Source organism: Catenulispora sp. GP43 (assembly GCF_041260665.1).
Taxonomy (GTDB): Bacteria; Actinomycetota; Actinomycetes; order Streptomycetales; family Catenulisporaceae; genus Catenulispora.
This window is the reverse complement of sequence record NZ_JBGCCT010000026.1, coordinates 1-23,896: the sequence shown is the minus strand read 5'-3', so window position 1 is coordinate 23,896 and position 23,896 is coordinate 1. Positions and strand designations below refer to the sequence as shown.

Sequence of the window (23,896 nt, the reverse complement as noted above, 5' to 3'; positions counted from 1 at the left end):
GAACGCGGCCTACCGCGACGGCCCGGTGCCCAGCAGGTGCAGCTCCCGAGCGCGTCGCACGGCCGAGGATCGGTCGGTGGCCTGCAGCTTGGCGTAGATCCTGCGGACGTGCGTCGACACGGTGTTGACCGACACGGATAGCTCGCCGGCGATCTGCGGCCGGGACAGGTTGGTCGGCAGGTACCGCAGAACCCGCAGCTCGGTCGCGCTCAGATCCGGGACCGGCCCCGCGCTCGCCGCCGTCGTGACCCGCGCCGAACCGTTGATCACGTCGAGGACGTCGGTCAGCAGCACGCCGTAGGCCGAACGCTGCCGGGGAACCGTTCGCAGCAGCTCACCGGCGTCGGCCATGACGAACGGCAGGATCAGGCGCTCGGGTTCGGCCGCCGCCAGCGCGCGCTCGACGGACTGCCGGGCCCGGTCGGGGGCGCCCAGCGCCTGGTAGGCGAGCCCGGCCAGCACATCGGCCTCGACGATCGTGGTGGCGTGCGCGACCGGGACGGTTCCCTCTGTGACGGCCGCGGTCGCCTCCAGTGCGGCGGCCGGATCGCCGGTGGCCAGCGCGATCACGGCCCGGGCGTTGGACACCTCGCCGGAGCCGGCCAGCGTGGCGTCGAGGCCGGCGAGGAAGGCTCGCGCCTCGTCGACCGTTCCGAGGCGCGCCCGGGTCGCGGCCAGCCAGGCGGCCACGTAGCCGCCGAGCGCGTGCGGGTGGGACATGCGTGTCTGCAGTTCGTAGCCGGCGGCGAACTCCGCTTCGGCTTCGGACAGGCGGCCCCGGGCGAGATGCAGCAGTCCTTTGGTCAACCTGTGCAGCACCCCGATGTCGGCGCCCGCATCGGCGCGCAGCGCCTCGTCGGCCTGGGCCAGCGTGTCCTCGCAGCGGCCGAACTCGCCGTTGAACACCTGCGTGCACGCCAGCGCGACCAGAGCCGGGGCGAGGATCGGCGCGGTGTCCCAGCCGTGCTGCTCGGCGAGCGCGATCGCCTGCTCGCAGATCCGGCGCGCTTCGGTGAAGCTGCGCAGCTTGGTGGCGAACCCGAGCTGGGCCAGGCCGGCCACTTCCAGGTACGGACGGCCGATGAACTGCGCCAGCTCCACGGCCTCGGCCAGGTGCCTGGCGCCGTCGGCGAGCCCGAGGGACCAGGCCTCGACGATGCCGAGGTTCATCAGGGCCAGGACCCGCAGGTCGGCGCCCAGCGCGACCTCTTCGGCGGAGGCGGGGGGCGCGGGCGGGGCGTTGAGCAGTTCGGCGTGCCGCAGCACCTCGGCGAGGTCGCCGCGGCGCCGCGCCAGCTCCAAGCTGAGGGCGCTCACCGTGGCGTCGGCCTTCGCCGGCCGCTTCGGCGGCGCCTCGGTGATGCAGGACGTGGTGGCCGCCAGGTGCGCGGCGGCGTCGTCGAGACGGCCGCGCCACAGGTCGAGCATCGCGCGGACCGCGCTGAGCTCCGGCAGATCGGCCGTGGACGGGGGAGGGAAGGCCTCCAGCAGCGACTGCATCGTCTCCTGCTGGCCGTCGAGCATCATGCCGAAGGCGTGGTCGGCGAACAGCGTCGCCGCCGCGGGCCAGTCGCCGGCCGCCTGGGTGTGCCGGACGGCCTCGACGGTCATCCCCGCGTCGGTGAACCAGGCGGCGGCCCGGCGGTGCAGCCCGCGAACCTCGTCGGGATGGATACGGCGCAGCTCCAGGTGCAGCAGGTCGGCGAACAGGCGGTGATAGCGGAACCAGGTGCGCTCGGTGTCCAGGGAGACCACGAAGGCGTTGGCGTCCTCGAGATCGAGCAGGATCCGCTCAGAGCCGGGCCGGCCGGTGAGCACGTCGGCCAGATCGCCGCTCACCCGGGTCAGGATCGAGGTGCGCAGCAACATGTCCTGGACGTCCTGCGGCTGGCGGTCGAGCATCTCGGCGACCAGGTACTCGGCCACGGTCCGGTCGCTGCCGCTGAACTCGGCGACGAACCGCTCCGGGTCCGGGTGGCCCGACAACGACAGGACTGCCAGCCGGAGGCCGGCAGCCCAGCCTTCGGTGCGCTCGTGCAACCGGGCCGTCGCGGCGTCGGACAGGGCGATCCCGGAGGCTTTGAGCAGCGTCCGGGTCTCGTCCTCGGTGAACCGGAGTTCGGCGGCGCGCAGCTCGGCCAGCTGGCCGTCCAGCCGCAGCCGGTGCAGCCGCAACGGCAGATCCCGGCGGGCGGCCAGGATCACGTGGACGTTGTCCGGCAGCCGCGTCAGCATCCGGGTCAGCTGGGTCAGGACCTCGGGCGATGTCAGTTCGTGGACGTCGTCGATCAGCAGGCTGACCCGGCCGGGCAGGTCGGACAGCTGGTGCAGGACGCGGTCGACGACCGCCTCGCCGCTGAAGTCCGGCGACGCCACCGGCGGCATTTCCTCCGTTGTCCGGAGGTCGAGGTCCTGGGCCAGACCGTGCACCGCGTTCAGCACCGCCAGCCAGAACAACTGCGCGTCCGGCTCTTGCTGGACCTGCACCATCGCCAGCCTGTGCCCCGGCTCCTGCCGGTCGGCCCAGGACCGCAGCAGCGACGACTTCCCGCTGCCGGCCGGCGCCGTAATGATCGTCACCTTGCTGGTCGAAGCCCGCTCCAGGGCCGCGAGCGGCCCCTGGCGGGTGATGAGGGGCGGACGCCCCGGGCCTCCCGGCTCGTCATGGGGGGATGAGTGCGCAGGGGCAGCTGGCGTTACCGACACTTTCCACTCGACCATTGCGCGCACCCGGTGTCAACGCGGCCCCACAATCACCAGGTTCGGATGACGTGCGGTCACCTGGCTGGCGGGGAGCCTGGTCCCGAAGCACGATGAAGCATCCGGCAGACGTCGCAGGACGTCGCGAGAGACAGGGTGACGGAAATGGCTGAGCGTGTCGCGTTGGTCGTCGGCGCCGGCGGGCCCCTGGGGCAGTCGGTCGTGGAGAAGCTGGTCGCGGCGGGGTACCGGGTGGCCGGGGCGGACCGGAGAAAGGACGGTCTGGAGACGCTGCCGTCCGAGGTGGTGCGGATCCCGGGAGACGCCACCGACCCGGAGGCGGCGCGGCGCATCGTGGAGACGGCGGTGTCCGAGCTGGGGACGCCGTCGGTGCTGGTGAACACGATCGGCACCTACGGCATGGGCGACGCCCTGTCCGCGACGCCGGAGCAGCTGCGCCTGATGATGGACGTGAACCTGGGACCGGCCCTGTGGCTGGCGCAGGCCGCGGTGCCGCACATGCAGGCCGCCGGCGGCGGGTCGATCGCGTTCGTGTCCTCGCGCTGGGGCGCCGAGGCCGAAGCCGGGGTGGCGGCGTACAGCCTGAGCAAGGCGGCGCTGAACCACCTGGTCGTGGTGCTGAACCACGAACTGCGCGGTTCGGGGATCCGGGTGAACGCGGTGGCGCCGCAGCTGATCGACACCCCGCTGAACCGCTCGTTCCTGCCGGCGGATGTGCTGGCGCACGCGACGGCGCCGGACGCGATCGCCGACCAGCTGGTGCACCTGGTCACCGACGCGGGCGCCCCGGTGTCGGGAGCAATCCTGCCGGCTTACGGGTTCTAGCGGTCATGGGTGAGACAGCAGCGACCCATGTGGTCAACAACAGCGACGCGAACCGGTTCGAGATCCTCGTCGACGGCCAGCTCGCCGGCTACACCACGTACCACCGCAACCATGCGCGGATCGTGTTCATCCACACCGAGATCGACGAGCGCCACCGGGGCAGAGGCCTGGCGTCGGCCCTGGCCCGGCACGTCGTCGAGGACGCGACCGCCCGGGACCTGACCATCGTCCCGGTGTGCCCGGTCGTCGCGGGATGGCTGCGCAAGCATCCGGACGCGCCGGCGAACGTCGACTGGGATGCGGCAACCGCGCTGACCGCGGAAGCGAAGAAGACGGACACGGCGGGCTGATCGAGCCGCCGAATTCCGTAGTGCTCGTAGTCAGTGGCTACGGACACTGCGGACTTTGTTGCTGCGATCGTCTCCGGGATCACATACGCGGGGGAGTGGGAGCCGCGAAGCGCGCCAGCATCGCTTTCAGCTCCGCAGCGCTGACGTTCGCGCCGAACGCCTCGGTGCCCGGTCCGAGGCGTACTCCGTCGGCCAGCGTTCCGGCGATGACCGGGTCGAACCCGAAGCCGTCGACCAGGTGGGCGACGGCGTTCAGGTCCTGCTGGTCGTCACCGGCGATGGCAATGGCCCGGCGTCCCGGGGCGCCGGCGGGCCGGGCTCCCTCGTCCAGATCGTGGTAGCCCATGTGGTTGAAGGCCTTGACCACACGGGCCTGGCCGAAGTACGCCTGCACCAGCTGGCTGGAGGAGACGAGCGGATCGGTGAGCTCGGGGCGGATGCCGTCGACTTCCCACCAGTAGTTCATCGCGTCGATGACCAGCTTGCCGCGCAGCAGCTCGGCGGGGATGTCCTGGTACTTGCCCAGGGGCAGGGCCAGGATGACGATGTCCGCCTCCGCGGCAGCCGTCCCGGCGGTGACCGCGGCGGCGCCGGGGGTGAGGATCTCGACGGTCAGGGCGATCTTGGCGGGGTCCCCGGAGCCGGCGATGAGCACGCGGTAACCCGCGGCCAGCGCCAGCCGGGGCAGCACCGTGCCGACCTTCCCGGCGCCCAGGATCCCGATCGTCTGAGCCGGGGCCGACGAGGCGTCTTCGATGTCTGATGGGGGCAAGGATCAGCCCGCCAGCATGTCGTGGACCATCGGGATGACCTTGGAGCCGAACAGCTCCACGGTGCGCAGCCGGGCGCTGATCGGCTGTGCGCCGTTGGTGTAGATGAGGTCGAAGCGGCCGACGTCCAGCGCCTTGATGGCGGCGGCCATCTTCCGGGCGACCGTCTCCGGCGAGCCGACGTAGAGAGATCCGTGCTCGATCTCTGCCTCGTATTCGTTCTTGCGGACCGGCGGCCAGCCGCGAAGCGCGCCGATGCGGTCGCGGATCACCTTGTAGTGCGGCCAGTGCACCTCCCTGGCCTGCTCGTCAGTGTCGGCGATGAACCCCGGGGAATGCATGCCGACCGGATATGCGGTGGTCTCGAACTGCTCGGCAGCGCGCCGGTAGAGGTCGACGTACGGAGCGAAGCGCGCCGGCGACCCGCCGATGATCGCGATCATCAGGGGGAGCCCGTACTTCGCGGTCCGCACCACCGACTGCGGTGTACCGCCGACGCCGACCCACGTACTCAGGTGGCCGGACTCCGTCTTGGGAAAGACGTCGGCGCTGTCCAGTGCCGCACGCTTTGTGCCGCTCCACGTGACCGGCTTCTCCTCCAAGAGCTTGGCGAACAGTTCGAGCTTCTCCTCGAAGAGCACGTCGTAGTCCCTGAGGTCGTAGCCGAACAGCGGGAACGACTCGGTGAAGGACCCCCGTCCGAGGATGACCTCGGCGCGGCCATCGGACAGCGCGTCCACGGTCGAGAACCGCTGGAAGACCCGGACCGGGTCGTCGGAGCTGAGTACGGTCACCCCCGAGGACAAACGGATCCGCTCGGTCCGGGTGGCAATGCCCGCCAGGACCGTCTCCGGACTGGAAATGGCGAACTCGGGCCGGTGATGCTCGCCCAGGGCCACGACGTCGACGCCGGTCTGTTCGGCCAGCACCGCCTCGTCCACGACCTGCCGGATGGCCCGGGCGTCGGACACCGGGGACCCGGTGTCGTCTTCCGGCACATCGCCGAAGGTGTCCAGACCGAAGACCAGATCAGGCATGTCAGGCTCCCGTTGTGATGGCTCTGTTCGCAGTGTTCACGCACCAGAATCGAGCCTGTCCAGGTGAATCCCCATCACCTGAAGGTGGTGACATTCGGCTCGGGGGCGAGGATCACCGACTTCGGGTGACGGCCGGTCACCGGCTGCGTTGCGAGCCTGGCGAAGCCCGCGATGAACGCTGACAACGAACGGAGCACATCATGAACGCCGCCGCGACACCCGCCGAAGTCTTCAAGCAGAGTCAGGAGGCATTCCTCGCCAAGGACATGAGGGCCTGGGCAGACCTGTGCGCCGAGGACGTCCTGGTCGAGTTCCCGTTCTCGCCCGAAGGGCTGCCGTCGACACTCCAGGGCCGCCAGGCGATCTTCGAGTACCTGCGGTACTACCCGACGATCATCGATATCCACGAGATCGATTCCGTCACGGTCTACGCGACCGACAAGCCTGAGACCGTCGTGGCCGAGTGGAGCGTCAAAGGCCACGTGATCCCGAACGGCAACAAGTACGACATGGCCTACGCCACGTTCGTGACCGTCCGAGCCGGGAGGATCACAGGCTACCGCGAGTACTGGAACCCGCTCACCTTTGGCCAGGCCCTCGAAGGTGTGTCCTTCGGCTGATCCGCCATCGTTCCCCGGTCCCAGGCGATCTCCATGAGGGGGCCACTTTGAGCCCGACTTGTGGAGCCGTGGAAGCAGCCGGGCCCCCTGGCAGCCTCCTGTCATTCAACGACAGTTCTACACCGGGCCCTGCGCGGAGGTGTTCGACGATGAGGGCGACGTGGCCGCCAAGCGTGCCGTGATGGTCCGCGGCCAGGCCTCGCGTGCCGCGACGGTGATGGCGCCGACCAGCGTGGCCGCGTCGCCGAGCCTGGAGATCTCGACGCGGGGCGGATACGGGACGAGCTCGGTCAACCGGTCGCGGATCGGGTCGAGCATGATGCCGCCGTTGAGGCCGATGCCGCCGCCGAGCACCACCAGGGGCACGTCGACGACCAGCGCGATCATGGCGATCGTGCCCGCGATCCGCTGCGCTTCCTCCCGGACGACCCGCACAGCCAGCGGCCATCCGGCCCTGGCTGCTTCGAAGAGTTGCGTCGGGCTCTCGGGCACTGCCTCATCCCGGGATCCCGCGCGGTTCTTCGCGGCGGCGCCGTAACGGTCTTCGACCAGTTGTCGCAGGGCGTCGGCGGCGGGGCTGTGGGCCGCGAACGGCCGGTGTCCCGGGTAGTCCACCTCGCCGGCGGCCCCGCGCGCGCCGCGCCGCAGCCGGCCGTCCAGGACCAGCCCGGAGCCGACGCCGGTGCCGATCGAGAGGAAGGCGAAGTCGCCCTCGTTCTGCCCGGCGCCGCGGGCCAGTTCGCCGAGTGCCGCGAGGTTGACGTCGTTGTCGACCTCCAGCGGTCCGGGCAGGACGGTCGCCAGATCTTCGACGACCGGCTGTCCTTCGAGGCTCGGTTCGCTGCTCAGACGCAGTCGGCCCGCTGCCGGGTCGACGACCCCCGCCATGGCGACGATGGTTCCGACGATTCCATCCGCGCCCGCATCCATGGGGGCGAGCAGGTGATTCCGGACTGCGCTGACTGCGGTGAGCAGGGACGGGATGTCGTCACCGCCGCGCGGATGGTCATAGCGGGCGAGGACGGCCCCGCCGAGGTCGCCCAGCGCGCCGCGGACGAATTGGGCTCCGACGTCGATGCCCAGGACGTGGCCGACCTCGAGCGCTGGTTCGTAGTAGATCGCGCCGTAGTGCGGGCCGCTCTCGGGAGGCGAGGATTCGCGAACGAGTCCGGCGGCGGCCAGCGCCTCGATGGCGCGGTTGGCAGTGGGTTTGGCCATTCCCAGCCGGCGGGCCACCTCGGCCCGCGACAACCGGCCGTTGTCCACGAGCGCACCGAGGACACTGCGGGCGTTGAGTTCACGCAGTGTGCCGAGGGTGGCGTTCGTGCTGGTCATGGGATGCATCATAGTGATGAGCGCTTACCGGCTTCCGTTCGTCGTAGCCCCGGAAGACCCGCAGGGAAGGGGCGAATCCCCGGCTCAGAACATCCGAACCGGGGCTTCGCGACTACCGGGGTCTTGCGGATCAGGTCACAGTGACGTCGTCGTAGGTAGTGCTGGTCGGGTCGGCCGAGCCTGAGTCGCCGTCGTCGTGGCTGGTGAGGGTGAGCGTGTAGGTGTCGCCCGCGGTGATCGGCGAGGTGATCTGGTGCCAGTCGGTGTCGGCCGGGCAGGTGTGCGGCAGGGCGGTGGTGCCGGCGCCGGTGGTCGTGTCGACGAGGGTCGCTGTGGACCAGCCGTAGCCGGCGTCGCCGTCCTGGCAGTCGCTGCGGTACCAGAACGACAAGGTGCTGGTGCCTGGTGCGGCGGTGAAGGTCTGGGCGATGGAGGAGTCGCCGTTGGTCTCCTTCTTGTACGACCCGACCAGCGCCGCGTGGCCGCCGGAGTGCACGGTGCCGGTGATGACCGAGGTCGTGCCGGAGCGGGTCCATCCGGTGAGGTCGCCGGTCTCGAAGTCTCCGTTCACCACGCTGCCGCCGGTTCCGCCGCCCCGGCCCGTGACGATCAGGGTGAAGGTGGCCGTGTGGGTGCCCGAAGTCCCGGTGCCTGTGACGGTGACCGGATAGGTTCCGGCCGGGGTGGCCGCAGCCGTGGTGATCGTCGCTGCCGCGGAGCCGCCGGACGTGACGGAGGCCGGGTTGAATGTCGCGGCGGCGCCTGTGGGCAGGCCCGAAGTGCTCAGCGTGACGGCCTGCGCCGAGCCCGAGGTGGTCGTGGTGGCGACGGTCGTGGTCGTCGATGCGCCGGCGACGACGGAGGCCGAAGTCGGGCTCGCGATGATGGAGAAGTCGTTGCCGGGGATGCTTCCGGCCACGGTGCCCCGAAGGACGGTCATCGAGAAGGGCAGGAACGTATAAGACGTGGCTTTGCCGGCCGAGGAGATGGTCGTGTGCGCGGGGCCGTTGTCCGGGGACGCGGAGCCGTTGTTGCCGCTCTGGCTCCAGGCGTACTGCTTCGGGCCCCAGGAGTAGGAGTCGACAGCGCCGCTGAAGCCGTTGCCGCCGCTGATGCTCACCGGGAACTTGTAGGTTGCCGTTTTGCTCTTGTTGATGACCATCAGGGCCCAGGTGCCGTCCGGACGGTGTACGGCATAGGCGGTCAGCAGTTGCTGTCCGGTCGAGGCCGGAGTCGAGGGCACGGTGACCGGATAGAGCTGCTGGGCGGCGTCGACCGGCTGGAGCCAGGTATTGCCCAGGATGGAACTGGCGAAGTAGGTGGAGGTGTTGCCCGTCCACTGGCCGTTCGAGTCCGCGGTGAACAGGTTGGACGCCATCCCGCTGAACAGGTGCTGTGGCAGGGCCTGGTAGTTGTAGTCGGCGGCCAGGCCGCCGGTGAACATGGATCCCAGGAAGTCGGCCTGCCACAGGCCGTCTTGGACGTCGTCGCCGTAGGACGACTGCTCGGTCACCATCAGCGGGATGTCCGCCGGGATCGTCGCCTTGAGTTGCGCGAGCACGCCGGCTGAGCGGCTGGGTTCGTTGAGCAGCAGATTGTAGGCGTCGGTTGAGTTCTTGACGTTGAAGACCGGGTACTGCTCGAAGGAGTAGAACTTCAGGTCACCCAGGTGTCCGTCGGCGCGCAGCGCGGCTATGAAGCGTGTGCCCCAGTCGGTGGCCGTCTTGTCCGTGTCGTTCCAGGCGGCCGCCGTGGAGTCCTGCAACGCGGGCCCGCCGAGGACCAGCGCGGGGTCGAAGGCGTGGATCGCGGTGGCCCACTGGGACCACAGGGCGGCGTAGTCCTCAGGGGTCGTGTACTGCCCGTCGGCTTCCTCGCCGATCTCGACCGAGGCGATCCTGCGGCCCTTGGCTTCGAGGTACTTGATCAGGTCTACCGCGTTCTCCGGCGTGCTGTACAGCACCGGGACCGGGACCATCACCGGCAGGTTCTGGGCTGCGCCGCTGTCGAAGACGGTGTCGATGCCGGGCTGGTCGAACTGGCGGACCGAGGAGGCGTCCTCGACCGGGTCGTTGGAGGAGGTATAGGTCGCGGACTGCACCGTCTCATCGCCGTGCTTGACCGCGTCGGTGAAGGTACCGCCGCTGGTCTTGCCGACGTACAGTTCCTTGATCGCGAAGCCCAGGCAGTTGCGGGCGTCGCTGCTGTCGCCGTTGGCACAGGTACCGGACGAGGCCTGCATCAGGACTCGTGCGAACTCGGCCTTTGTGGAGCCGATGGACAGGGTGGCCGTGCCGCCGGTCCCGTGGGTGACCGAGCCGCCGGAGGCCGTCTTCCAGACGCCCTTGTCGGGGTCGTCGAACGGGCTCGTCGCGCCCGAGTCCGGCACCCAGGTCTGGACCTGGTACGACACCGCGTACGGATCAGCCCACGCGATCTTCACGGTGTTGATCGTGGTGGACTTGCCGAGATCGACGACGGCCCAGGTCGGGTGCAGGGCGTTGCTCTGCCCGGTGTACTTCTGGTCGAGGTAGGGGTTGCTCTTCCAGAACGAGCTCGCGTTTCCGTCGTCCAGCCGCGAGATGTAAGCGTTCTCCCCGCCGGGCAGCGACGTTCCACCGTGGGCGATGTCGTAGCCGTAGGACTCGGTAACGGGTGCGGAGGTCGCGGTGCCGCTGCTGTCCCAGTAGCCCTTGGTCCCCTCACTGAAGGTTCCGCCGTTGCCCCAGTGCCAGGCCTCTTCGCGCAGTTCGGTGACGAGCCGATAGGACAGCGGGCGCAGTCCGCTGGTGGCGAGATGGGCCATATTGCCGGGGCTCATGGCCTGCGCGGTGGTGAACAGGTCGGCGTCGAAGCCGGGCTTCGGGCGGGTACCGGGCGAGCCTCCCGAGGGGTCGGTGTCGCCGTTGGCCAGGTTGTGGGTCATGCCTTGGACGGCGTCGAAGGAGTCGATCGTCGTGCCGAGCCCCTGGTACGGGTTGAAGCTCGCGGAGGAGGTCGCGGCGACAGTGATCGCCGTGGCGGAACCGGCGGCCGAGGCGCTGTGCAGTGTGCCGGCTCCGGCCGCGACGAGTGCGCCTACGACGAGGCCGGAGGTGACCGTGGTCTTGCGTCTGAACCGTGGCATGGGCGGTTCCCTTTCGTGGGGCTGATCCAGAAGAGGCAGTGGGAAACCGGGAGCTTGGATCTCACGTGGCGCAGAATCTAGTTAAGAGTCGTTACCATGTCAATGAGCATTGAACCTTGCTCGAACCCTGAAGCGCACAGATCAAGGTGGCTGCTAGGTCACTACTGCCAGCAAATGACCGAGCGAAGCCTCAGCGGGAGCGTCGATTTTTGATAATGACTCGATACTTGGATCCCGGTGGCGCTGCCGAGTGGGCTTCATCATCCGGTCGTTGAATGTGAGACTGCCGCCTCAAGACCATCCGGCCTGTTTCGGGCCCAGACGAGGCTCGAAACAGGCCGTGCAGCTGCCCTGAGCGTCTCTTCGCCGGCTGAGGTCCTGTCAATTGGCGACGGCCTGAGACATCGAACGGCTGCTCGGAGTCGGCCAGGACCCTTACATCGTGTTCCCGCCGGCTGTATTCTCGGAATCGTTCCCGACGCTCCAGACCCCGGCGCCGTACACGGCGCTGTAGCGCGTCTGGTCGGCGGACTGCACCTGGTCTTCGTCGCCGATGTATCGCCGCGCACGACTCGAAGGCGCGGTCGCTCCATGGACGTCTACCAAGTCGATCGGTGTCCGGTTCACGCCGTCGTCGCCGTACGCGGCGAACTGGATTTCGCCGCCGCGGACGGATTCGTGGAGTCCTTTCACGCGCATCTGGGCGCCTGCAAGCCGCCCGGGATCGGCGTGGACCTGTCCGGGGTGACTTTCCTGGACTGCGCAGGGGTTCGAGCCCTGTTCTCTGTAGGGCGGCGCGCAGCTGATCTGGGCGTCACGATCTGCCTGGTCGCCGAGTCGCCCGCCGTCGGTCATCTGCTGGACCTGCTTGAACTGCCTCCCGGATCCAGCTACCTCGCCAGGCCTGTGGGTGCCGCCCTGACCATCAGTCGGGCGTGCGAGGTGCCAGGTCGGCTGGCAGCTTGTTACGAAGGGCGGCGGGTAGCGGCGAGGTCGGACGGTAGCCGATCTGCGTGTTCCGTGTGCAGATTGGCTGTGAACTGCAATCTCACGCCGGCGCATCTCGGGTACTGGCGGTCTGCTGCTTAAAGATCGGGGAAACAGGCTCAACTCCCCGCGTTTCATTGGTGCCGGTGTTCGAGGGCTCCCGCGCGATTCGAGCCACGCTACACTGAGTGACAGTTCCGCGACGCTCCAGTCCCCGGCGCCGTGTTCATCGGTGTGGACTGCGTCTGTGTGAGGCACCCGTCCGGGACCTGACAGTGAGCCCTTCGCGCAGTCGACACCTCCGTCGACGACAGCGCTGGGGGAAAAGCATGAGCCCGTTCCCACGCAGACCTCATCGGCACCATCCGATCGTGTACCGGTCGCTGATCCGGGCTACCAATGCGCCGACGTCGTCTCCCGGTCCCGCCGACGATGTCGTGGCTCACGCCGAAGACGTCGTCCGCGACTCGTGGCTTCGGGTGCTGCGCGGTGAGTCCGACTACACCGGAGCCGAAATGCAAGCTGCGTCAGCCCGCTGTGACCTCGCGCGGCGGAATCTGGCCGTTGCTCTTCTCGGATGCGATCCCGAGGCGATCGGCGTGGCTTACGCCGATCTGGATGGCAGGCTCGCCGGCGCCCGGATCGCGGCGCGCGCCCACGGGCAGGCTCGCGCAGCGCTGGATCGGGCGCTCAGCGCTGCGGATCGGCGAGCCGGCGAGCAGTTCTTCGACGTGCACGTCGGCCGCCGATGGATGCTGAGGAAACGTGACGAATCCACGTTCGCTCGTGGGGCGAAGCGACGGGTGCGGGCCTTGGTCGCCGGTGGCTGGCTTTCCCAGCATGTTCTGTCGAAGCGCAGTCGCTGATGTCGGCCGACGAAGCTGTCGAAGTCGTGACGCGCGGCCGCGGGACGGGCGCGCGCTTTGAACCAGACCCTTTTGGCTCATTGAGTACAACCTGCTGGTGATCTCGGCAAGCGTCTCGACGCCGCCCCTTCCCGGGATAAGAGTTTCCGGCGAGAACTCGAAAGTAAAGCGGTGAAAGCCAAATCTGGGCAAGATCCACTCGTAAGAGTGGGCGAAGTTTTCTGTAACGAAAAGCCGTGTGCGGTGAATACGCCGGATATGAGTGGCCGTTCAGGCTGCGCTCCTGTAAGGCCGACAGTAGCGGCGCGACCTCCTCGATCGCGCCGCTGAAGGCCTCGTCTGCGCTGTTGGTCCATTCCAGAGATCGCGGCTGAAGTCTACATATTCCCACGATAGGTACGATGATCGGCCTTTCGTGTCGCGTCCGCGTGGATTGATGTACATGCCTTATTTCCGGCTAGCATCTTGCCCGAGAATCCTCCGGTATATCGCTTCTGGTGTACACCGTGAGGAAGACGGGACAGCCTTCAAGGGAGTAGACCTCGAATGAAATTAAGAAATCCTGATTCGCCGCCGTTGCAAACGCCGTATCTGTGGTTCGCGACGGCCCTCGCGGGGGCGCTCACCCTCGGCGCCCTGGCGCTGGCTCCGACGACAGCGCAGGCGATCGCGACCGAGGTTCCCCTCGGGACGCTGCAAAGCGTCGCGGTCCTCGGCGGCCAGTCGGTGACCAATACCGGCCCTTCCGTCATCAACGGCGACCTCGGGGTGAGCCCGGGGACGTCGGTGACCGGTTTTCCCCCGGGAATCGTCAACGGGACCATCCACCCGGCGGACGCCGTCGCGGCCCAGAACCAGAGTGATCTCACCGTGGCGTACAACAACGCCGCGGGACAGGCCGCGGACGCCTCCGTCCCCGGGGATCTCGGGGGCCTGACCCTGGTTCCGGGCGTCTACAACGCCTCGTCGTCCACCGGAATCACCGGCACGCTCACGTTGAATGCGCAAGGCGACCCCAACGCGGTCTGGATCTTCCAGGTCGGATCGACGCTCACCACCGCGTCCTCGAGCACGGTGGCGCTGATCAACGGCGCTTCCCCGTGCAACGTCTTCTGGCAGATCGGGAGCTCGGCGACGCTGGGCACCGGCACGAACTTCACCGGTACCATCCTCGCTCTGACGTCGATCACCGTGAACACCAACGCGACCATCGCGGGTCGTGCGCTGGCGCGCAACGGCTCGGTGACCCTCGACACCAACACGATCACCCGGCCTCTGTGCGCCACCACCACTACGGGGACCACCACGGCCACTCTCGGCGCCACCGGCACGACGGGTACGGCGGCGACCGGAGGACTCCTTTCCGGCGGCCTTTTGACCGGCGGCACCTCCAACGGGCTGCTGTCCGGCGGTCTGCTCGGTGGAATCACGACCGGCGGCATCACCACCGGTGGGATCACGACCGGTGGCACGTCGACGACCACCAGCACTGGTGGTACGACCACGACGACCGGTGGCTCCACGGTCGGCGGGACCGTGGGCGGCACGACGACGCAGGGCGGGACCGTCGGCGGCACGACGACGCAGGGCGGCAGCGTCGGTGGCGGCACGACCGGCGGAGGCGGCACGACCGGTGGAGGCGAGTGCTGCCACACCCCGCCCCCGCCGCCCCCGTGCCAGCCCTGCCACCCCAAGCCTCCGCGGCCCAAGCCGTGCCCGTGCTCCGAGCACCCGCACCCGCAGCCGCCTCCGGCACCCAAACCGTGCGAGTCCTGCCACTCTTCGGGTGACAGCACGTCGGGTGGCTACAGCAGCACGTCGGGTGGCCACAGCAGCTCGTCGGGCGGCTACAGCGGCGGCTCGTCAGGTGGCTACAGCGGCAGCTCGTCGGGAGGTAGCGGCGGCGGGTGGCGCAGCGGTTCTTGATGACTCAGCCGGCGTCCCCTGGGCTCGCCGGTGATCAAAACGGTCCGTGACATCACAGGACGAGGTGAATGCACCTCCCTGACGAGGACCGTGTCGGCGGCGCCTGACGGAGATCCGTCACCGTCGGGCGCCGCCCCGCAGAAACGACCACCGCGGAATCCGCCGGCGGCGCACTGGCCTGTTCAGCGAGCGCGCCGACGGCGGCCGGGCCCGGACCCGCACGGTGTGTCATGAGGTACATCGATTGGAGCAGCAGGATGAGCAGGGCCAAGTGTCGCCGCGTGCTAAGGGACTTGATCCGGTGGATGTGAGGCAACGTGATTCGGAGGCGCTCGAGGATCAGGTTGAGGTCCGCGCCGAGCCTGTGGAGACGACTGAGCGCACGCCGCCCGGGCTGGCGGGCCTCTCGCGCCCGCTGCGGGCGCTGACCGGTGCCGCGGTCGCGGTCTGCCTGGTGGGCACTGTGGCGCATCTGCTGATGGTCGGCCTCTACGTCGCGCCGGTGAATCCCATTTCACAGCGCTATTCAAAGCAGATCAACGCCTGGATCGACCCGGTTTTCGATCAGAACTGGCAGCTGTTCGCGCCGGAGCCCCAGTCAGGCAACTGGCAGATCTCCGCCAGGACGATGAGTGCGGGGCCGGACGGCAGGCCTCGGATCAGCCCCTGGTTCGATCTGTCCGCTCTGGACAACGCGGCGATCAAGCACGACGTCTTTCCGAGCCACACCGCGCAGAACACGCTGCGCAGGGCCTGGTCCGCCTACGTCGACGCGTTCGGCACCGGCGATCAGGCCGGTTCGGACTGGGCGGTATTGGTGCGGGACTACCTGCGGAACATCGCAGTCGACCGGGTCGAGGCCCATCGCAAGGGCGATTTCGACAGTATCCAGCTGCGTGTGGTGACGCAGCCCATCGCGGCGCAGGCCGTGCCCGGCGGCCCGCGCCCGGCGCAGCCCGCCGCCGATATCAGAAACCTACCGTGGTGGAAGGCGCCGTCTCGTGGCAGGTGAGCAGGGATCGACCGTGACATCCACAACGGAACATGAGGACTTGCCGGCCCGCGGTGCCGGCCTGGTGCGTGTGGTGGGCCGCCTTGACGCGTTCGGAGTCGCCCTCACCGAGCGGCCGATCTCGCTGTACGCCGCCGCCGCGCTGCGCATCGGATACGGCCTGATCTATCTCGCCTATCTGCTGCGGGAATTCCCGCACCGCGACGAGCTCTGGGGCCCGGGTTCCCCGCTGACGCCCACGCTGTCCCGAGAGTTGCTGAAGCACACAGGCTGGTTCAGCCTGCTGGCCTTCTCGGACCGGCCGATCTACTTCGAAGCCTGCTACGCGCTGGCGGTCGTGGTCTGCGTGCTGTTCACGCTCGGCTGGCGAACCAGGATCCTCTCGATCGTGTTCGCGCTCGTGGTGACCTCGTTCTACGCCAGGTCCATCCTCATGACGGATGGCGGCGACAACCTGATCACCCTCATGAGCATCTACATGATCTGCATCGCCTGCGGTCGACGATGGTCGCTCGACTCACGCAGGGCACGGCTTCGAGGGCCCGGCTACCGGCGCAGGCCTGAGTTCGCACGGGTCGCAGCGTCCGAGCATGCCCGGCAGCTCGGTGTGGCAAGACGGGTATTGGTCACGGTGCTGCACAACTGCGCCATGGTCGTCATCGGTGCTCAGATCTGCATCCTCTACGCCACAGCGGGCCTCTACAAGGTGCAGGGCAGTGACTGGGACCACGGCACCGCTCTTCACTACGTTCTCAACCTCAGTCTGTTCCGGCCGTGGCCAGCGCTGTCCGCCATGGCGGACAGCCATCCGATGATGATCGCGGTCGTCGCTTACCTGACCGTCCTGGTGCAGGTGGCGTTCCCGTTCGCACTGTTCGGCCGACTCAAGTACGTCGTGCTGTCCATGTTGCTCGGTATGCATCTGAGCATCGCGGTACTCATGGGGCTCCCGATGTTCTCCGGCTCGATGGTCATCGCGGACGCAGTGTTCCTCTCGGACCGCTTCTACATGAATGTGGGACGGCAGGTGCGGCGACTCGTGCGGCGGGCCGCGTCGCCGGCACCGGACGCCTCGCGCCTGATGGAGAGCACTCACATCCCGCCACAGCAGGTTCGGCCGTCGAAGACGCTGGATCGCATGTGACAGCAGACGACGACGGGCTGGGCAGCGCGACATGTGGCCGCCCAGGCGTTGCGACGACGACTCCGGACGTTCTATGACGTCCGCGGTCGTCGTCGGCTCCGGGCCCAACGGGCTCGCGGCCGCCGCCCTCTTGGCCAAGGCAGGACTGCAAGTCACGGTCCTGGAAGCCGCGGACGAAGCCGGCGGAGGAACCCGCAGCCATGAAGCCATCCTGCCGGGGCTGCTGCACGACCACTGCTCGGCCATCCATCCGATGGCCGTGACGTCACCGGCACTGCGCGCACTAGAGCTGGAACGTCATGGACTGCGGTGGCTGCTGCCGGACGTCGACTGCGTCCATCCGCTCGATGACGGGACAGCCGGCGTCCTGTTCCGCTCCGTGCAGCAGACTGCGTGCGGCCTCGGCCCCGACGGCAACCGCTACCGGCGGCTCCTTGGACCGTCGGTACGTCACTGGGAGTCACTCGCCCCGGACGTGATGGGCCCCATGCTGCGCATCCCCACTCACCCCTTCCTGCTCCTACGCCTCGGCTTGCCGATACTGCTGCCGGCCGCCATCGTCGCGCGCCTGTTCGAAACCCCCCAGGCGCAGGCGCTGTGGGCCGGGGTCGCTGCCCACGCCTACCGCCCGCTGTCCGATCCGTTCAGCTCGGCGATCGGACTCGGCATCCTCACCGCCGGCCACGCCGCGGGATGGGCGGTCGCCGAAGGCGGCTCCCAGGCCATCGCGCGCAGCATGGAGCGGGTACTGCGCGAGCACGGCGGCACGATCGAAACCGGCGTGCACGTCACCGATATCAAGCAGATTCCGCCGGCTGAGGTGACTCTCCTGGATCTCGACCCCGGCCAGGTCGCCTGCCTCTACGGCGATCGGCTGCCGGGCCGGGTACGGAACGCATACCGCCGATTCCGCCGGGGCCCGGCCGCATACAAACTCGATCTGGCGGTCGAGGGCGGCGTGCCCTGGACGAACGAGTACGCGCGACGCTCCGGCACCGTCCACCTTGGTGGCAGCTGCGCCGAAGTGGCGCTGTCGGAAAGAGCCGTCGCGGCCGGGCGCATGCCCGAACGCCCCTTCGTACTCGTCGGCCAGCAGTACCTGGCTGATCCGAGCCGTTCGGTCGGCGACGTACACCCCGTGTGGGCCTACGCCCACGTTCCGCACGGCTTCGACGGCGACGCCACCGACGCCATCATCAAGCAGCTCGAGCGGTTCGCCCCCGGCGTTCGCGAGCGCATCATCGGGGCGCACGTCACCCGGCCGACCGACTTCGCGGCAGGCAACCCCAACTTCGTCGGCGGCGACATCCTCACAGGGGCGAAGGCACCGTGCCAGCTCCTGCTCGGAGCCCGCCCCGCGCTCGACCCCTACTCCACCGGCCTACCCGGCGTCTACCTGTGCTCGGCCGCAACTCCGCCTGGTCCGGGCGCCCACGGCATGTGCGGCGCGGGAGCGGCGGCGTCCGCACTCCGCCACCTCGGCCTCGCAGGCTGTAGTTCACCGTCATGAGGCCGTCAGTGGCACAGGGCCGCGCCGTCGATGATGATGCGGGATCCGCACCAGCGGTTTCAGATCAGAACATCTGAAGCCGACGTGCGATCCTCGCCTTGCTGCCAGGGTCCCGCTCTTGATGCGCCAAGCGCGAGATCTGGCCCAGCCGCTGAACCTCGCTGCCTGCGCGGTCTTCGGTACCAGGATCTAACAGGCGTATGCTGGCAAGAAGCCCAAGTAGAGCTATTGTCCCTTCGCGACCGGAGGGAGATCGGCGGTCTCACGATGAGACCCGACAAGAATCACGTCATCGGCGCCGGCGCCCTTCATGCGACTGAGTATCGCCACGTCAGCGCGCCAGACAATGAAACGCGAGCACGGGGCGTCCCCCCACAATCCCCCCGATCGCCTCGCTCCGGCAGGGAGCTCAGGCTGGACGAGCGGCTCAGGCGGCTGCTCAGCCAGAAGAGGGGCCCGGACGCCGTCATGCTCGCTGCGCTCTCCGTGGCTCTGCTCTGTGGCCTGATCGGCTTCGCCGTGCACTTCATGTGGGTCGTCGCCATCATCGTGATGGCGTTGGCACTGGGCTTCGTCATCGCCGACAGCCGGCGTAACCGCATCGACATCGCCAATCAGCGGGACGAAGGGAAAGACGGCTGACGTCCGTGAGTCAATCGCCGGCGTGACGCGCCGCCGGCCGGCGCGGGAGGAGACACGATGATCCAGGCAGCGGATCTGCGGGAGTGGCGGACCTGCGAGGTGGTCGACTCCGGTGGGAACAAGATCGGCTCCTTGGAGGCGGTCTACGTGGACACCAGCACCGACGAACCGGCGATGGCCACCGTCCGGGTGGGCCTGCCCACCAGGCATCGCCTGGTGTTCGTCCCCCTGGACGGCGTGATCGTGGGACCCGGCTACGTCAAGGTCAACTACGCCAAGTCGCTCGTCAAGGGCAGTCCGGCGATCGGCACCGACGACATTCTGCCCTTCGAGGACGAGGAAGCCGTGTTCCAGCATTACGAGCTGCCCTACGAGGCGGGTGCCTCGGGAGAGCGGCAGCTCGCCCGACGCTGAATCACTGTGCTCGGCAGGAAGGAGCGCCATGGTCGTGTTCCTGCTCCTTCGTCGCGGGGCGAGTCCATGGCTGTCCCGCCGGCTCCTCTGATTCGGGAGCCTGTCTTTACACGAGGTCTAGACTTGAGGTACGCCCGGTCGATCTGGGCGGTCTCCCCGGACCCTGGTGACGCTTTGCACACCTGCGGCACGTCTTAGGAGGCCGTCATGGCGGGCATCACCTTAGATGCGAGAACCGACCCCGGTCAGCAGGGTTCCGACACTTCGCCGACGTCGTTGTGCATCTCGGTGGACTTGACCTCGGGCGGTCCGGTGGTCGCCCTGGCCGGTGAGCTGGATGTCGCGACCGCTCCCGCGGCCACGGCCTGTTTCGACGTTTTCGACGTCTACCGCAACCCGCGTGTTGTCGTCGATGTGGCCGGATTGTCCTTTTGTGACTGCGCGGGCCTGAACGCGTTAGTACACGCTCACCGTCGGGCTCTTGTCGGCGATGGGTGGTACCGGCTCTGCGAGACGAGCGCCCTGCTGCGGAAGATGATCGGTATCACGGGACTGGCATCGACGCTGCGTTGTTATCCGACTGCCGCCGATGCCTTCGCTGATGTCGAACGAAACGTGTGCGATGAGAGAGACAGGAACGCTCATGACAGAGCTCGTCATCCGTCCGGAGGAGATCCGGGACGCGTTGGAGCGTTTCGTCAGCTCCTACCAGCCGACGGCGTCGCCGAAAGATGAGGTCGGGGCCGTCACTGTGATCGGTGACGGTATCGCCAAGGTCGAGGGTCTGCCCTCGGCCATGACCAACGAGCTGCTGAAGTTTGAGGACGGCACCCTGGGCATCGCCCTGAACCTGGACGTCCGCGAGATCGGGGTGGTCGTGCTCGGCGACTATGAGCGGATCGCAGAAGGCCAGTCTGTGTCGCGCACCGGCGAGATCCTGTCCACGCCGGTCGGTGACGACTTCATGGGTCGGGTGGTGAACCCGCTGGGTGAGCCGATCGACGGCCTGGGCCCGATCGAGGCCGAGGGCACCCGCATCCTGGAGTTGCAGGCGCCGGGTGTGATGGCCCGTCAGTCGGTGAAGGAGCCGCTGCAGACCGGTATCAAGGCCATCGACTCGATGACGCCGATCGGTCGCGGCCAGCGTCAGCTGATCATCGGTGACCGGCAGACCGGCAAGACCGCGGTGGCCGTGGACACGATCATCAACCAGAAGCAGAACTGGGAGTCGGGCGACCCGAAGAAGCAGGTCCGCTGCATCTACGTCGCCATCGGTCAGAAGGGCTCCACCATCGCTGCCGTGAAGGGCGCGCTGGAGGAGGCCGGTGCGATGAAGTACACGACCATCGTCGCGGCCCCGGCCTCCGACGCGGCCGGTTTCAAGTACCTGGCGCCGTACACCGGCTCGGCCATCGGTCAGCACTGGATGTACGACGGAAAGCACGTCCTGATCGTCTTCGACGACCTGACTAAGCAGGCCGAGGCCTACCGTTCGATGTCGCTGCTGCTGCGCCGCCCGCCGGGCCGTGAGGCGTACCCCGGTGACGTCTTCTATCTGCACTCCCGCCTGCTGGAGCGCTGCGCGAAGCTGAACGACGAGATGGGCGGTGGGTCGATGACCGGTTTGCCGGTCATCGAGACCAAGGCCAACGACATTTCGGCGTTCATTCCGACCAACGTCATCTCGATCACCGATGGTCAGTGCTTCTTCGAGACCGACTTGTTCAACTCTGGTGTGCGTCCGGCGATCAACGTGGGTACCTCGGTGTCCCGTGTCGGTGGTTCGGCGCAGGTGCGTGCGATGCGTTCGGTGTCCGGTTCGCTGCGTGTGGACCTGGCCCAGTTCCGTGACCTGGAGGCGTTCGCCGCCTTCGCCTCGGACCTGGACGACGCCTCCAAGGCCCAGTTGTCCCGTGGCCAGCGCATGGTGGAGATCCTCAAGCAGGGTCAGTATGAGCCGTACCCGGTCGAGGAGCAGGTGGCCGCGATCTGGATCGGCACCTCGGGCTCGGTGGATGACGTTCCGGTGGCCGACGTGCGCCGTTTCGAGAAGGAGTTCATCTCCTTCTTGAAGACCGACCACGCCGGCGTGCTGGCGACGGTCCGCGAGACCGGTCAGTTCTCCGACGACACGGTCTCGGCGTTCAAGGACGCGGTCGCGCAGTTCAAGCGCGGTTTCGAGCTGAATGACGGCACGCTGCTGGCCGACCAGGACAAGGCCGAGGCCATGGACGCCGACAACGTCGGCCAGCTCAGCATCACCAAGCACGTCAACGGCTTCACCGAGGCCCCAGGTCGCATGAAGTAGGTTGCGCCACCCCGTTTGGATCCGGCGATCCGGGTACTCATGGGCGGAAGCCCCTTTGAGGAGGCGCACATGATCACAGCTGCGATCATCATCTTCATCGCCATCGTCCTGGTCGTCGCCGTCGTGGCGATCCGCGGCCGGCGCGAGTACGCCAAGCGCGAGATCCGAACCTCGTTCGGGCCCGAATACGACCGGGTGCGGTCCGAGTACGGCGGAACGCGGGCCGCGGACCGTGAGCTGACGCGGCGCAACCAGATGCACAGCAGGCTGCGCCTGGAACCGATCAGCGCGAACGACCGGGACTTCTACGCCTCGTCCTGGGAGCACATCCGAGGGGGTTTCCTCGACGACCCGGTGGTCGCCCTGTCGAGCGCCGAGCAGCTGATCGCCCGGCTGCTGGAGGCCAGGGGCTATCCCGTCGACGACCGCGGCGAGCAGTTGGCGCTGCTTTCGGTCCAGCACGGGCGCGCCATGGCGGACTACCGTCAGGCGCTGTGGGTCAGCGAGCGTATGCGGACCGATCCGGCATCGATGCCGACCGAGGTGAAGCGCGAAGCCCTGATGCAGTACCAAACGCTCTTCGAAGACCTGCTCACCGGACCCGGTGCGGTGGTCCCGCGCGGGATCATGCAATCGGAGGCCACGCCGTGAACGCCGAACCGATCCTGAACCAGAACCAGGACACCCTCCTGACCGAGCCGACCCATCGGTGGGCCGACGACGGGGGCGTGCTCACCGAGGAGCGGCAGCCGGAGCCGGAGTCTGTGGAGCCGGAGACGTCGATGGCGGCGCCTTCGGACCCCCTCGTCCGCGAGCCGCTCCTGACCGACGAGGCGGAGCAGGCCTTCCTCAGCCGCTGGGCCGAGATCCAGGTCGGGTTCGTGGAGGACCCGGCGGAGTCCGTACGTGACGCCGACAGGCTCATCGACGAGATCGCCACAGCCCTGCTCAGCTCCTTCCAGGCACGCAGGACCGACCTGGCGGTCGACTGGCAGCACGGCAGCCCTGGAACCGAGGAGCTGCGCCTGGCCCTGCGGCGCTACCGCGCTTTCATCGGCGTCATCCTCCCCAAGTAACATCCCTGGACCGGTGCCGCGCCTCACCCCGCGAGGCGCGGCCGGGGCTTCTTCTACTTCCTGACCGGGTTCGGTGTGACCGTCGGCTTCCACAGACTGCTGACCCACCGGAGCTTCAACGCCAGGCCGGCTTTGCGTGCGGGGCTCGCGGTCGCGGGATCGATGAGCTTCCAGGGTTCGGTCATCAGCTGGGTCGCGACCCACCGGCGGCATCACGCGTTCACCGACCGGCCCGGTGATCCGCACTCGCCCTACCGGTACGGCACCGGGCCGGTGGGCCAACTGCGCGGCCTGGTCCATGCGCACTTCGGCTGGCTGTTCGGCGACGATCCGACCGACGTCGGCCACTTCGCCCCAGACCTGGTGGCCGAACCGGTCATGCGCCGGGCTTCCGGGTTGTTCCCCGCGCTGTGTGTGGCGTCTTTGGCCGTGCCGGCTCTGGCCGGCTGGGCGATCGGCGACTTCGCCTGGACCGCGGGAGTCACGGCGCTGATATGGGCCGGGCTGGCCCTGCTGTCGATGGGGGAGAGCTGGCACAACACCCACCACTCCGATCCGTCCTGCGCGCGGCACGGTGTGGACCGCGGCCAGATCGGCCTGTCCCCCGACGCCTGGCCGAACACCGGCTTCAGCCAGCCGCCGTGCCCGCATCCGCGCTGCCGCGTACCGGACCGCTGGCCTCTCGCGATCGCGCCGGGTAGGAGTTCGGGGCGCTATATACGGACCATGCCGATTCGCGCTAATGTGGCAGTAACTTCATACGCCCCAGACTTTGGCGCCGTGAATTCCGCCGCGCCGTATGCGGTCGGGGCAGGCACCGGTTTCACCTTCGGCCGCGAAAGCCCTCCCACGCAGCCGACGCCCCATATGCGAAAGCGTAGGGCGTTCCATGGGCACAACCTCCACCAGCACGCCGACAAGCTCGGTCCGACCGCACGCGCTACGAGATCAGCTGCGCCGTTCCCGGACGGTCCCTGGACTCCGCCCCCGTCCCAACGCGACCGCCGGTGACGCGACTGTCGCCGTGCCTGTGACGCGCCAGCAAGTTCAGGCCCGCGAGCGCGCGTCCGAGCCGCGGATCGGCCAGGGCTTCGATCGCAACGGTTGTGACCGGTCCGATCAGCGAGCCCTGGCGCTGCGGTCCTTGGACCGGATGCATCGCCTGGCGCCCGGCGACGCCGAGCGGTCCGCTCTGCGGGTGGCCGTGATCACCGAGTACATGCCCT

Annotated in this window: 22 protein-coding genes; 17 read left to right on the top strand and 5 right to left on the bottom strand. The window is 68.2% G+C overall.

Annotated elements, in window-relative coordinates; translation table 11 throughout:
• Window positions 1-9: 9 nt before the first annotated feature.
• On the bottom strand, window positions 10-2,580 hold the full coding sequence (locus ABH926_RS38550) for a LuxR C-terminal-related transcriptional regulator (RefSeq protein ID WP_370370924.1): 2,571 nt from the start codon (window positions 2,578-2,580) through the stop codon (window positions 10-12).
• Window positions 2,581-2,865: 285 nt separating this feature from the next.
• Between ABH926_RS38550 and ABH926_RS38545 the strand changes: the two genes are divergently transcribed.
• Window positions 2,866-3,546, top strand: a complete 681-nt coding sequence (locus ABH926_RS38545) for an SDR family NAD(P)-dependent oxidoreductase (RefSeq protein WP_370370923.1) — start codon at window positions 2,866-2,868, stop codon at window positions 3,544-3,546.
• 5 nt (window positions 3,547-3,551) lie between these two features.
• Window positions 3,552-3,896 (top strand): GNAT family N-acetyltransferase, encoded by a 345-nt coding sequence (locus ABH926_RS38540; RefSeq protein WP_370370922.1) that lies wholly within the window; start codon window positions 3,552-3,554, stop codon window positions 3,894-3,896.
• 79 nt (window positions 3,897-3,975) lie between these two features.
• Here ABH926_RS38540 and ABH926_RS38535 read toward each other — a convergent pair whose 3' ends face one another.
• Together ABH926_RS38535 and ABH926_RS38530 are read right to left on the bottom strand one after the other, a co-directional pair.
• The gene (locus ABH926_RS38535) at window positions 3,976-4,668 is read right to left on the bottom strand and encodes an NADPH-dependent F420 reductase (protein WP_370370921.1); all 693 of its coding nucleotides are present in this window, start codon (window positions 4,666-4,668) and stop codon (window positions 3,976-3,978) included.
• Window positions 4,669-4,671: 3 nt separating this feature from the next.
• Window positions 4,672-5,703, bottom strand: coding sequence for an LLM class flavin-dependent oxidoreductase (locus ABH926_RS38530; protein WP_370370920.1), 1,032 nt, complete (start codon window positions 5,701-5,703; stop codon window positions 4,672-4,674).
• Window positions 5,704-5,903: 200 nt separating this feature from the next.
• Here ABH926_RS38530 and ABH926_RS38525 point away from each other — a divergent pair, with 200 nt between their 5' ends.
• The gene (locus tag ABH926_RS38525; RefSeq protein WP_370370919.1) at window positions 5,904-6,323 is read left to right on the top strand and encodes a nuclear transport factor 2 family protein; all 420 of its coding nucleotides are present in this window, start codon (window positions 5,904-5,906) and stop codon (window positions 6,321-6,323) included.
• 117 nt (window positions 6,324-6,440) lie between these two features.
• On the opposite strand, the gene ABH926_RS38520 is transcribed toward ABH926_RS38525, so the two are convergent.
• Window positions 6,441-7,658 carry an ROK family protein gene (locus ABH926_RS38520; protein WP_370370918.1) on the bottom strand — a complete coding sequence of 406 codons (1,218 nt, stop codon included), beginning with the start codon at window positions 7,656-7,658 and terminating at the stop codon, window positions 6,441-6,443.
• 130 nt (window positions 7,659-7,788) lie between these two features.
• Window positions 7,789-10,785: a hypothetical protein gene (locus tag ABH926_RS38515; protein WP_370370917.1), complete on the bottom strand. Its 2,997-nt coding sequence runs from the start codon at window positions 10,783-10,785 to the stop codon at window positions 7,789-7,791.
• Between the two features lie 591 nt (window positions 10,786-11,376).
• Here ABH926_RS38515 and ABH926_RS38510 point away from each other — a divergent pair.
• The 14 genes from ABH926_RS38510 to ABH926_RS38445 all read left to right on the top strand — a co-directional run.
• Window positions 11,377-11,874, top strand: coding sequence for an STAS domain-containing protein (locus tag ABH926_RS38510; protein ID WP_370370916.1), 498 nt, complete (start codon window positions 11,377-11,379; stop codon window positions 11,872-11,874).
• 269 nt (window positions 11,875-12,143) lie between these two features.
• Window positions 12,144-12,638: a hypothetical protein gene (locus tag ABH926_RS38505; RefSeq protein WP_370370915.1), complete on the top strand. Its 495-nt coding sequence runs from the start codon at window positions 12,144-12,146 to the stop codon at window positions 12,636-12,638.
• 546 nt (window positions 12,639-13,184) lie between these two features.
• On the top strand, window positions 13,185-14,564 hold the full coding sequence (locus ABH926_RS38500; protein ID WP_370370914.1) for an ice-binding family protein: 1,380 nt from the start codon (window positions 13,185-13,187) through the stop codon (window positions 14,562-14,564).
• A gap of 244 nt (window positions 14,565-14,808) precedes the next feature.
• Window positions 14,809-15,576 (top strand): DUF5819 family protein, encoded by a 768-nt coding sequence (locus ABH926_RS38495; RefSeq protein WP_370370913.1) that lies wholly within the window; start codon window positions 14,809-14,811, stop codon window positions 15,574-15,576.
• Window positions 15,577-15,637: 61 nt separating this feature from the next.
• Window positions 15,638-16,720, top strand: coding sequence for an HTTM domain-containing protein (locus ABH926_RS38490; protein ID WP_370371083.1), 1,083 nt, complete (start codon window positions 15,638-15,640; stop codon window positions 16,718-16,720).
• Between the two features lie 73 nt (window positions 16,721-16,793).
• Window positions 16,794-18,230 (top strand): phytoene desaturase family protein, encoded by a 1,437-nt coding sequence (locus ABH926_RS38485; RefSeq protein ID WP_370370912.1) that lies wholly within the window; start codon window positions 16,794-16,796, stop codon window positions 18,228-18,230.
• Between the two features lie 468 nt (window positions 18,231-18,698).
• Window positions 18,699-18,872 (top strand): hypothetical protein, encoded by a 174-nt coding sequence (locus ABH926_RS38480; RefSeq protein ID WP_370370911.1) that lies wholly within the window; start codon window positions 18,699-18,701, stop codon window positions 18,870-18,872.
• Between the two features lie 57 nt (window positions 18,873-18,929).
• Window positions 18,930-19,286, top strand: a complete 357-nt coding sequence (locus tag ABH926_RS38475) for a PRC-barrel domain-containing protein (protein ID WP_370370910.1) — start codon at window positions 18,930-18,932, stop codon at window positions 19,284-19,286.
• Between the two features lie 207 nt (window positions 19,287-19,493).
• The gene (locus ABH926_RS38470; RefSeq protein WP_370370909.1) at window positions 19,494-20,021 is read left to right on the top strand and encodes an STAS domain-containing protein; all 528 of its coding nucleotides are present in this window, start codon (window positions 19,494-19,496) and stop codon (window positions 20,019-20,021) included.
• Window positions 19,930-21,594 carry a F0F1 ATP synthase subunit alpha gene (gene atpA, locus ABH926_RS38465; RefSeq protein WP_370370908.1) on the top strand — a complete coding sequence of 555 codons (1,665 nt, stop codon included), beginning with the start codon at window positions 19,930-19,932 and terminating at the stop codon, window positions 21,592-21,594. The genes ABH926_RS38470 and atpA overlap by 92 nt, the downstream gene beginning before the upstream one ends.
• Window positions 21,595-21,663: 69 nt before the next feature.
• Window positions 21,664-22,245: a hypothetical protein gene (locus tag ABH926_RS38460; protein WP_370370907.1), complete on the top strand. Its 582-nt coding sequence runs from the start codon at window positions 21,664-21,666 to the stop codon at window positions 22,243-22,245.
• A complete protein-coding gene (locus tag ABH926_RS38455) occupies window positions 22,242-22,670 on the top strand; it encodes a hypothetical protein (RefSeq protein ID WP_370370906.1) in 429 nt (142 codons plus the stop codon). The genes ABH926_RS38460 and ABH926_RS38455 overlap by 4 nt, the downstream gene beginning before the upstream one ends.
• A 75-nt stretch (window positions 22,671-22,745) precedes the next feature.
• Window positions 22,746-23,681 carry a hypothetical protein gene (locus ABH926_RS38450; RefSeq protein ID WP_370370905.1) on the top strand — a complete coding sequence of 312 codons (936 nt, stop codon included), beginning with the start codon at window positions 22,746-22,748 and terminating at the stop codon, window positions 23,679-23,681.
• Window positions 23,682-23,700: 19 nt separating this feature from the next.
• Window positions 23,701-23,896 (top strand): hypothetical protein (locus ABH926_RS38445; protein WP_370370904.1); only part of this gene is annotated, 196 nt, incomplete at its 3' end.

Bases quoted from the DNA above. Each gene is read 5' to 3' on its own strand.
- ABH926_RS38545 (WP_370370923.1), top strand. From the start codon at position 2,866: ATGGCTGAGCGTGTCGCGTTGGTCGTCGGCGCCGGCGGGCCCCTGGGG.
- ABH926_RS38530 (WP_370370920.1), bottom strand. From the start codon at position 5,703: ATGCCTGATCTGGTCTTCGGTCTGGACACCTTCGGCGATGTGCCGGAA.
- ABH926_RS38510 (WP_370370916.1), top strand. From the start codon at position 11,377: ATGGACGTCTACCAAGTCGATCGGTGTCCGGTTCACGCCGTCGTCGCC.
- ABH926_RS38480 (WP_370370911.1), top strand. From the start codon at position 18,699: ATGCTCGCTGCGCTCTCCGTGGCTCTGCTCTGTGGCCTGATCGGCTTC.
- ABH926_RS38525 (WP_370370919.1), top strand. From the start codon at position 5,904: ATGAACGCCGCCGCGACACCCGCCGAAGTCTTCAAGCAGAGTCAGGAG.
- ABH926_RS38485 (WP_370370912.1), top strand. From the start codon at position 16,794: ATGACGTCCGCGGTCGTCGTCGGCTCCGGGCCCAACGGGCTCGCGGCC.
- atpA (WP_370370908.1), top strand. From the start codon at position 19,930: ATGACAGAGCTCGTCATCCGTCCGGAGGAGATCCGGGACGCGTTGGAG.
- ABH926_RS38500 (WP_370370914.1), top strand. From the start codon at position 13,185: ATGAAATTAAGAAATCCTGATTCGCCGCCGTTGCAAACGCCGTATCTG.
- ABH926_RS38470 (WP_370370909.1), top strand. From the start codon at position 19,494: ATGGCGGGCATCACCTTAGATGCGAGAACCGACCCCGGTCAGCAGGGT.
- ABH926_RS38515 (WP_370370917.1), bottom strand. From the start codon at position 10,785: ATGCCACGGTTCAGACGCAAGACCACGGTCACCTCCGGCCTCGTCGTA.
- ABH926_RS38540 (WP_370370922.1), top strand. From the start codon at position 3,552: ATGGGTGAGACAGCAGCGACCCATGTGGTCAACAACAGCGACGCGAAC.
- ABH926_RS38520 (WP_370370918.1), bottom strand. From the start codon at position 7,658: ATGACCAGCACGAACGCCACCCTCGGCACACTGCGTGAACTCAACGCC.
- ABH926_RS38475 (WP_370370910.1), top strand. From the start codon at position 18,930: ATGATCCAGGCAGCGGATCTGCGGGAGTGGCGGACCTGCGAGGTGGTC.
- ABH926_RS38460 (WP_370370907.1), top strand. From the start codon at position 21,664: ATGATCACAGCTGCGATCATCATCTTCATCGCCATCGTCCTGGTCGTC.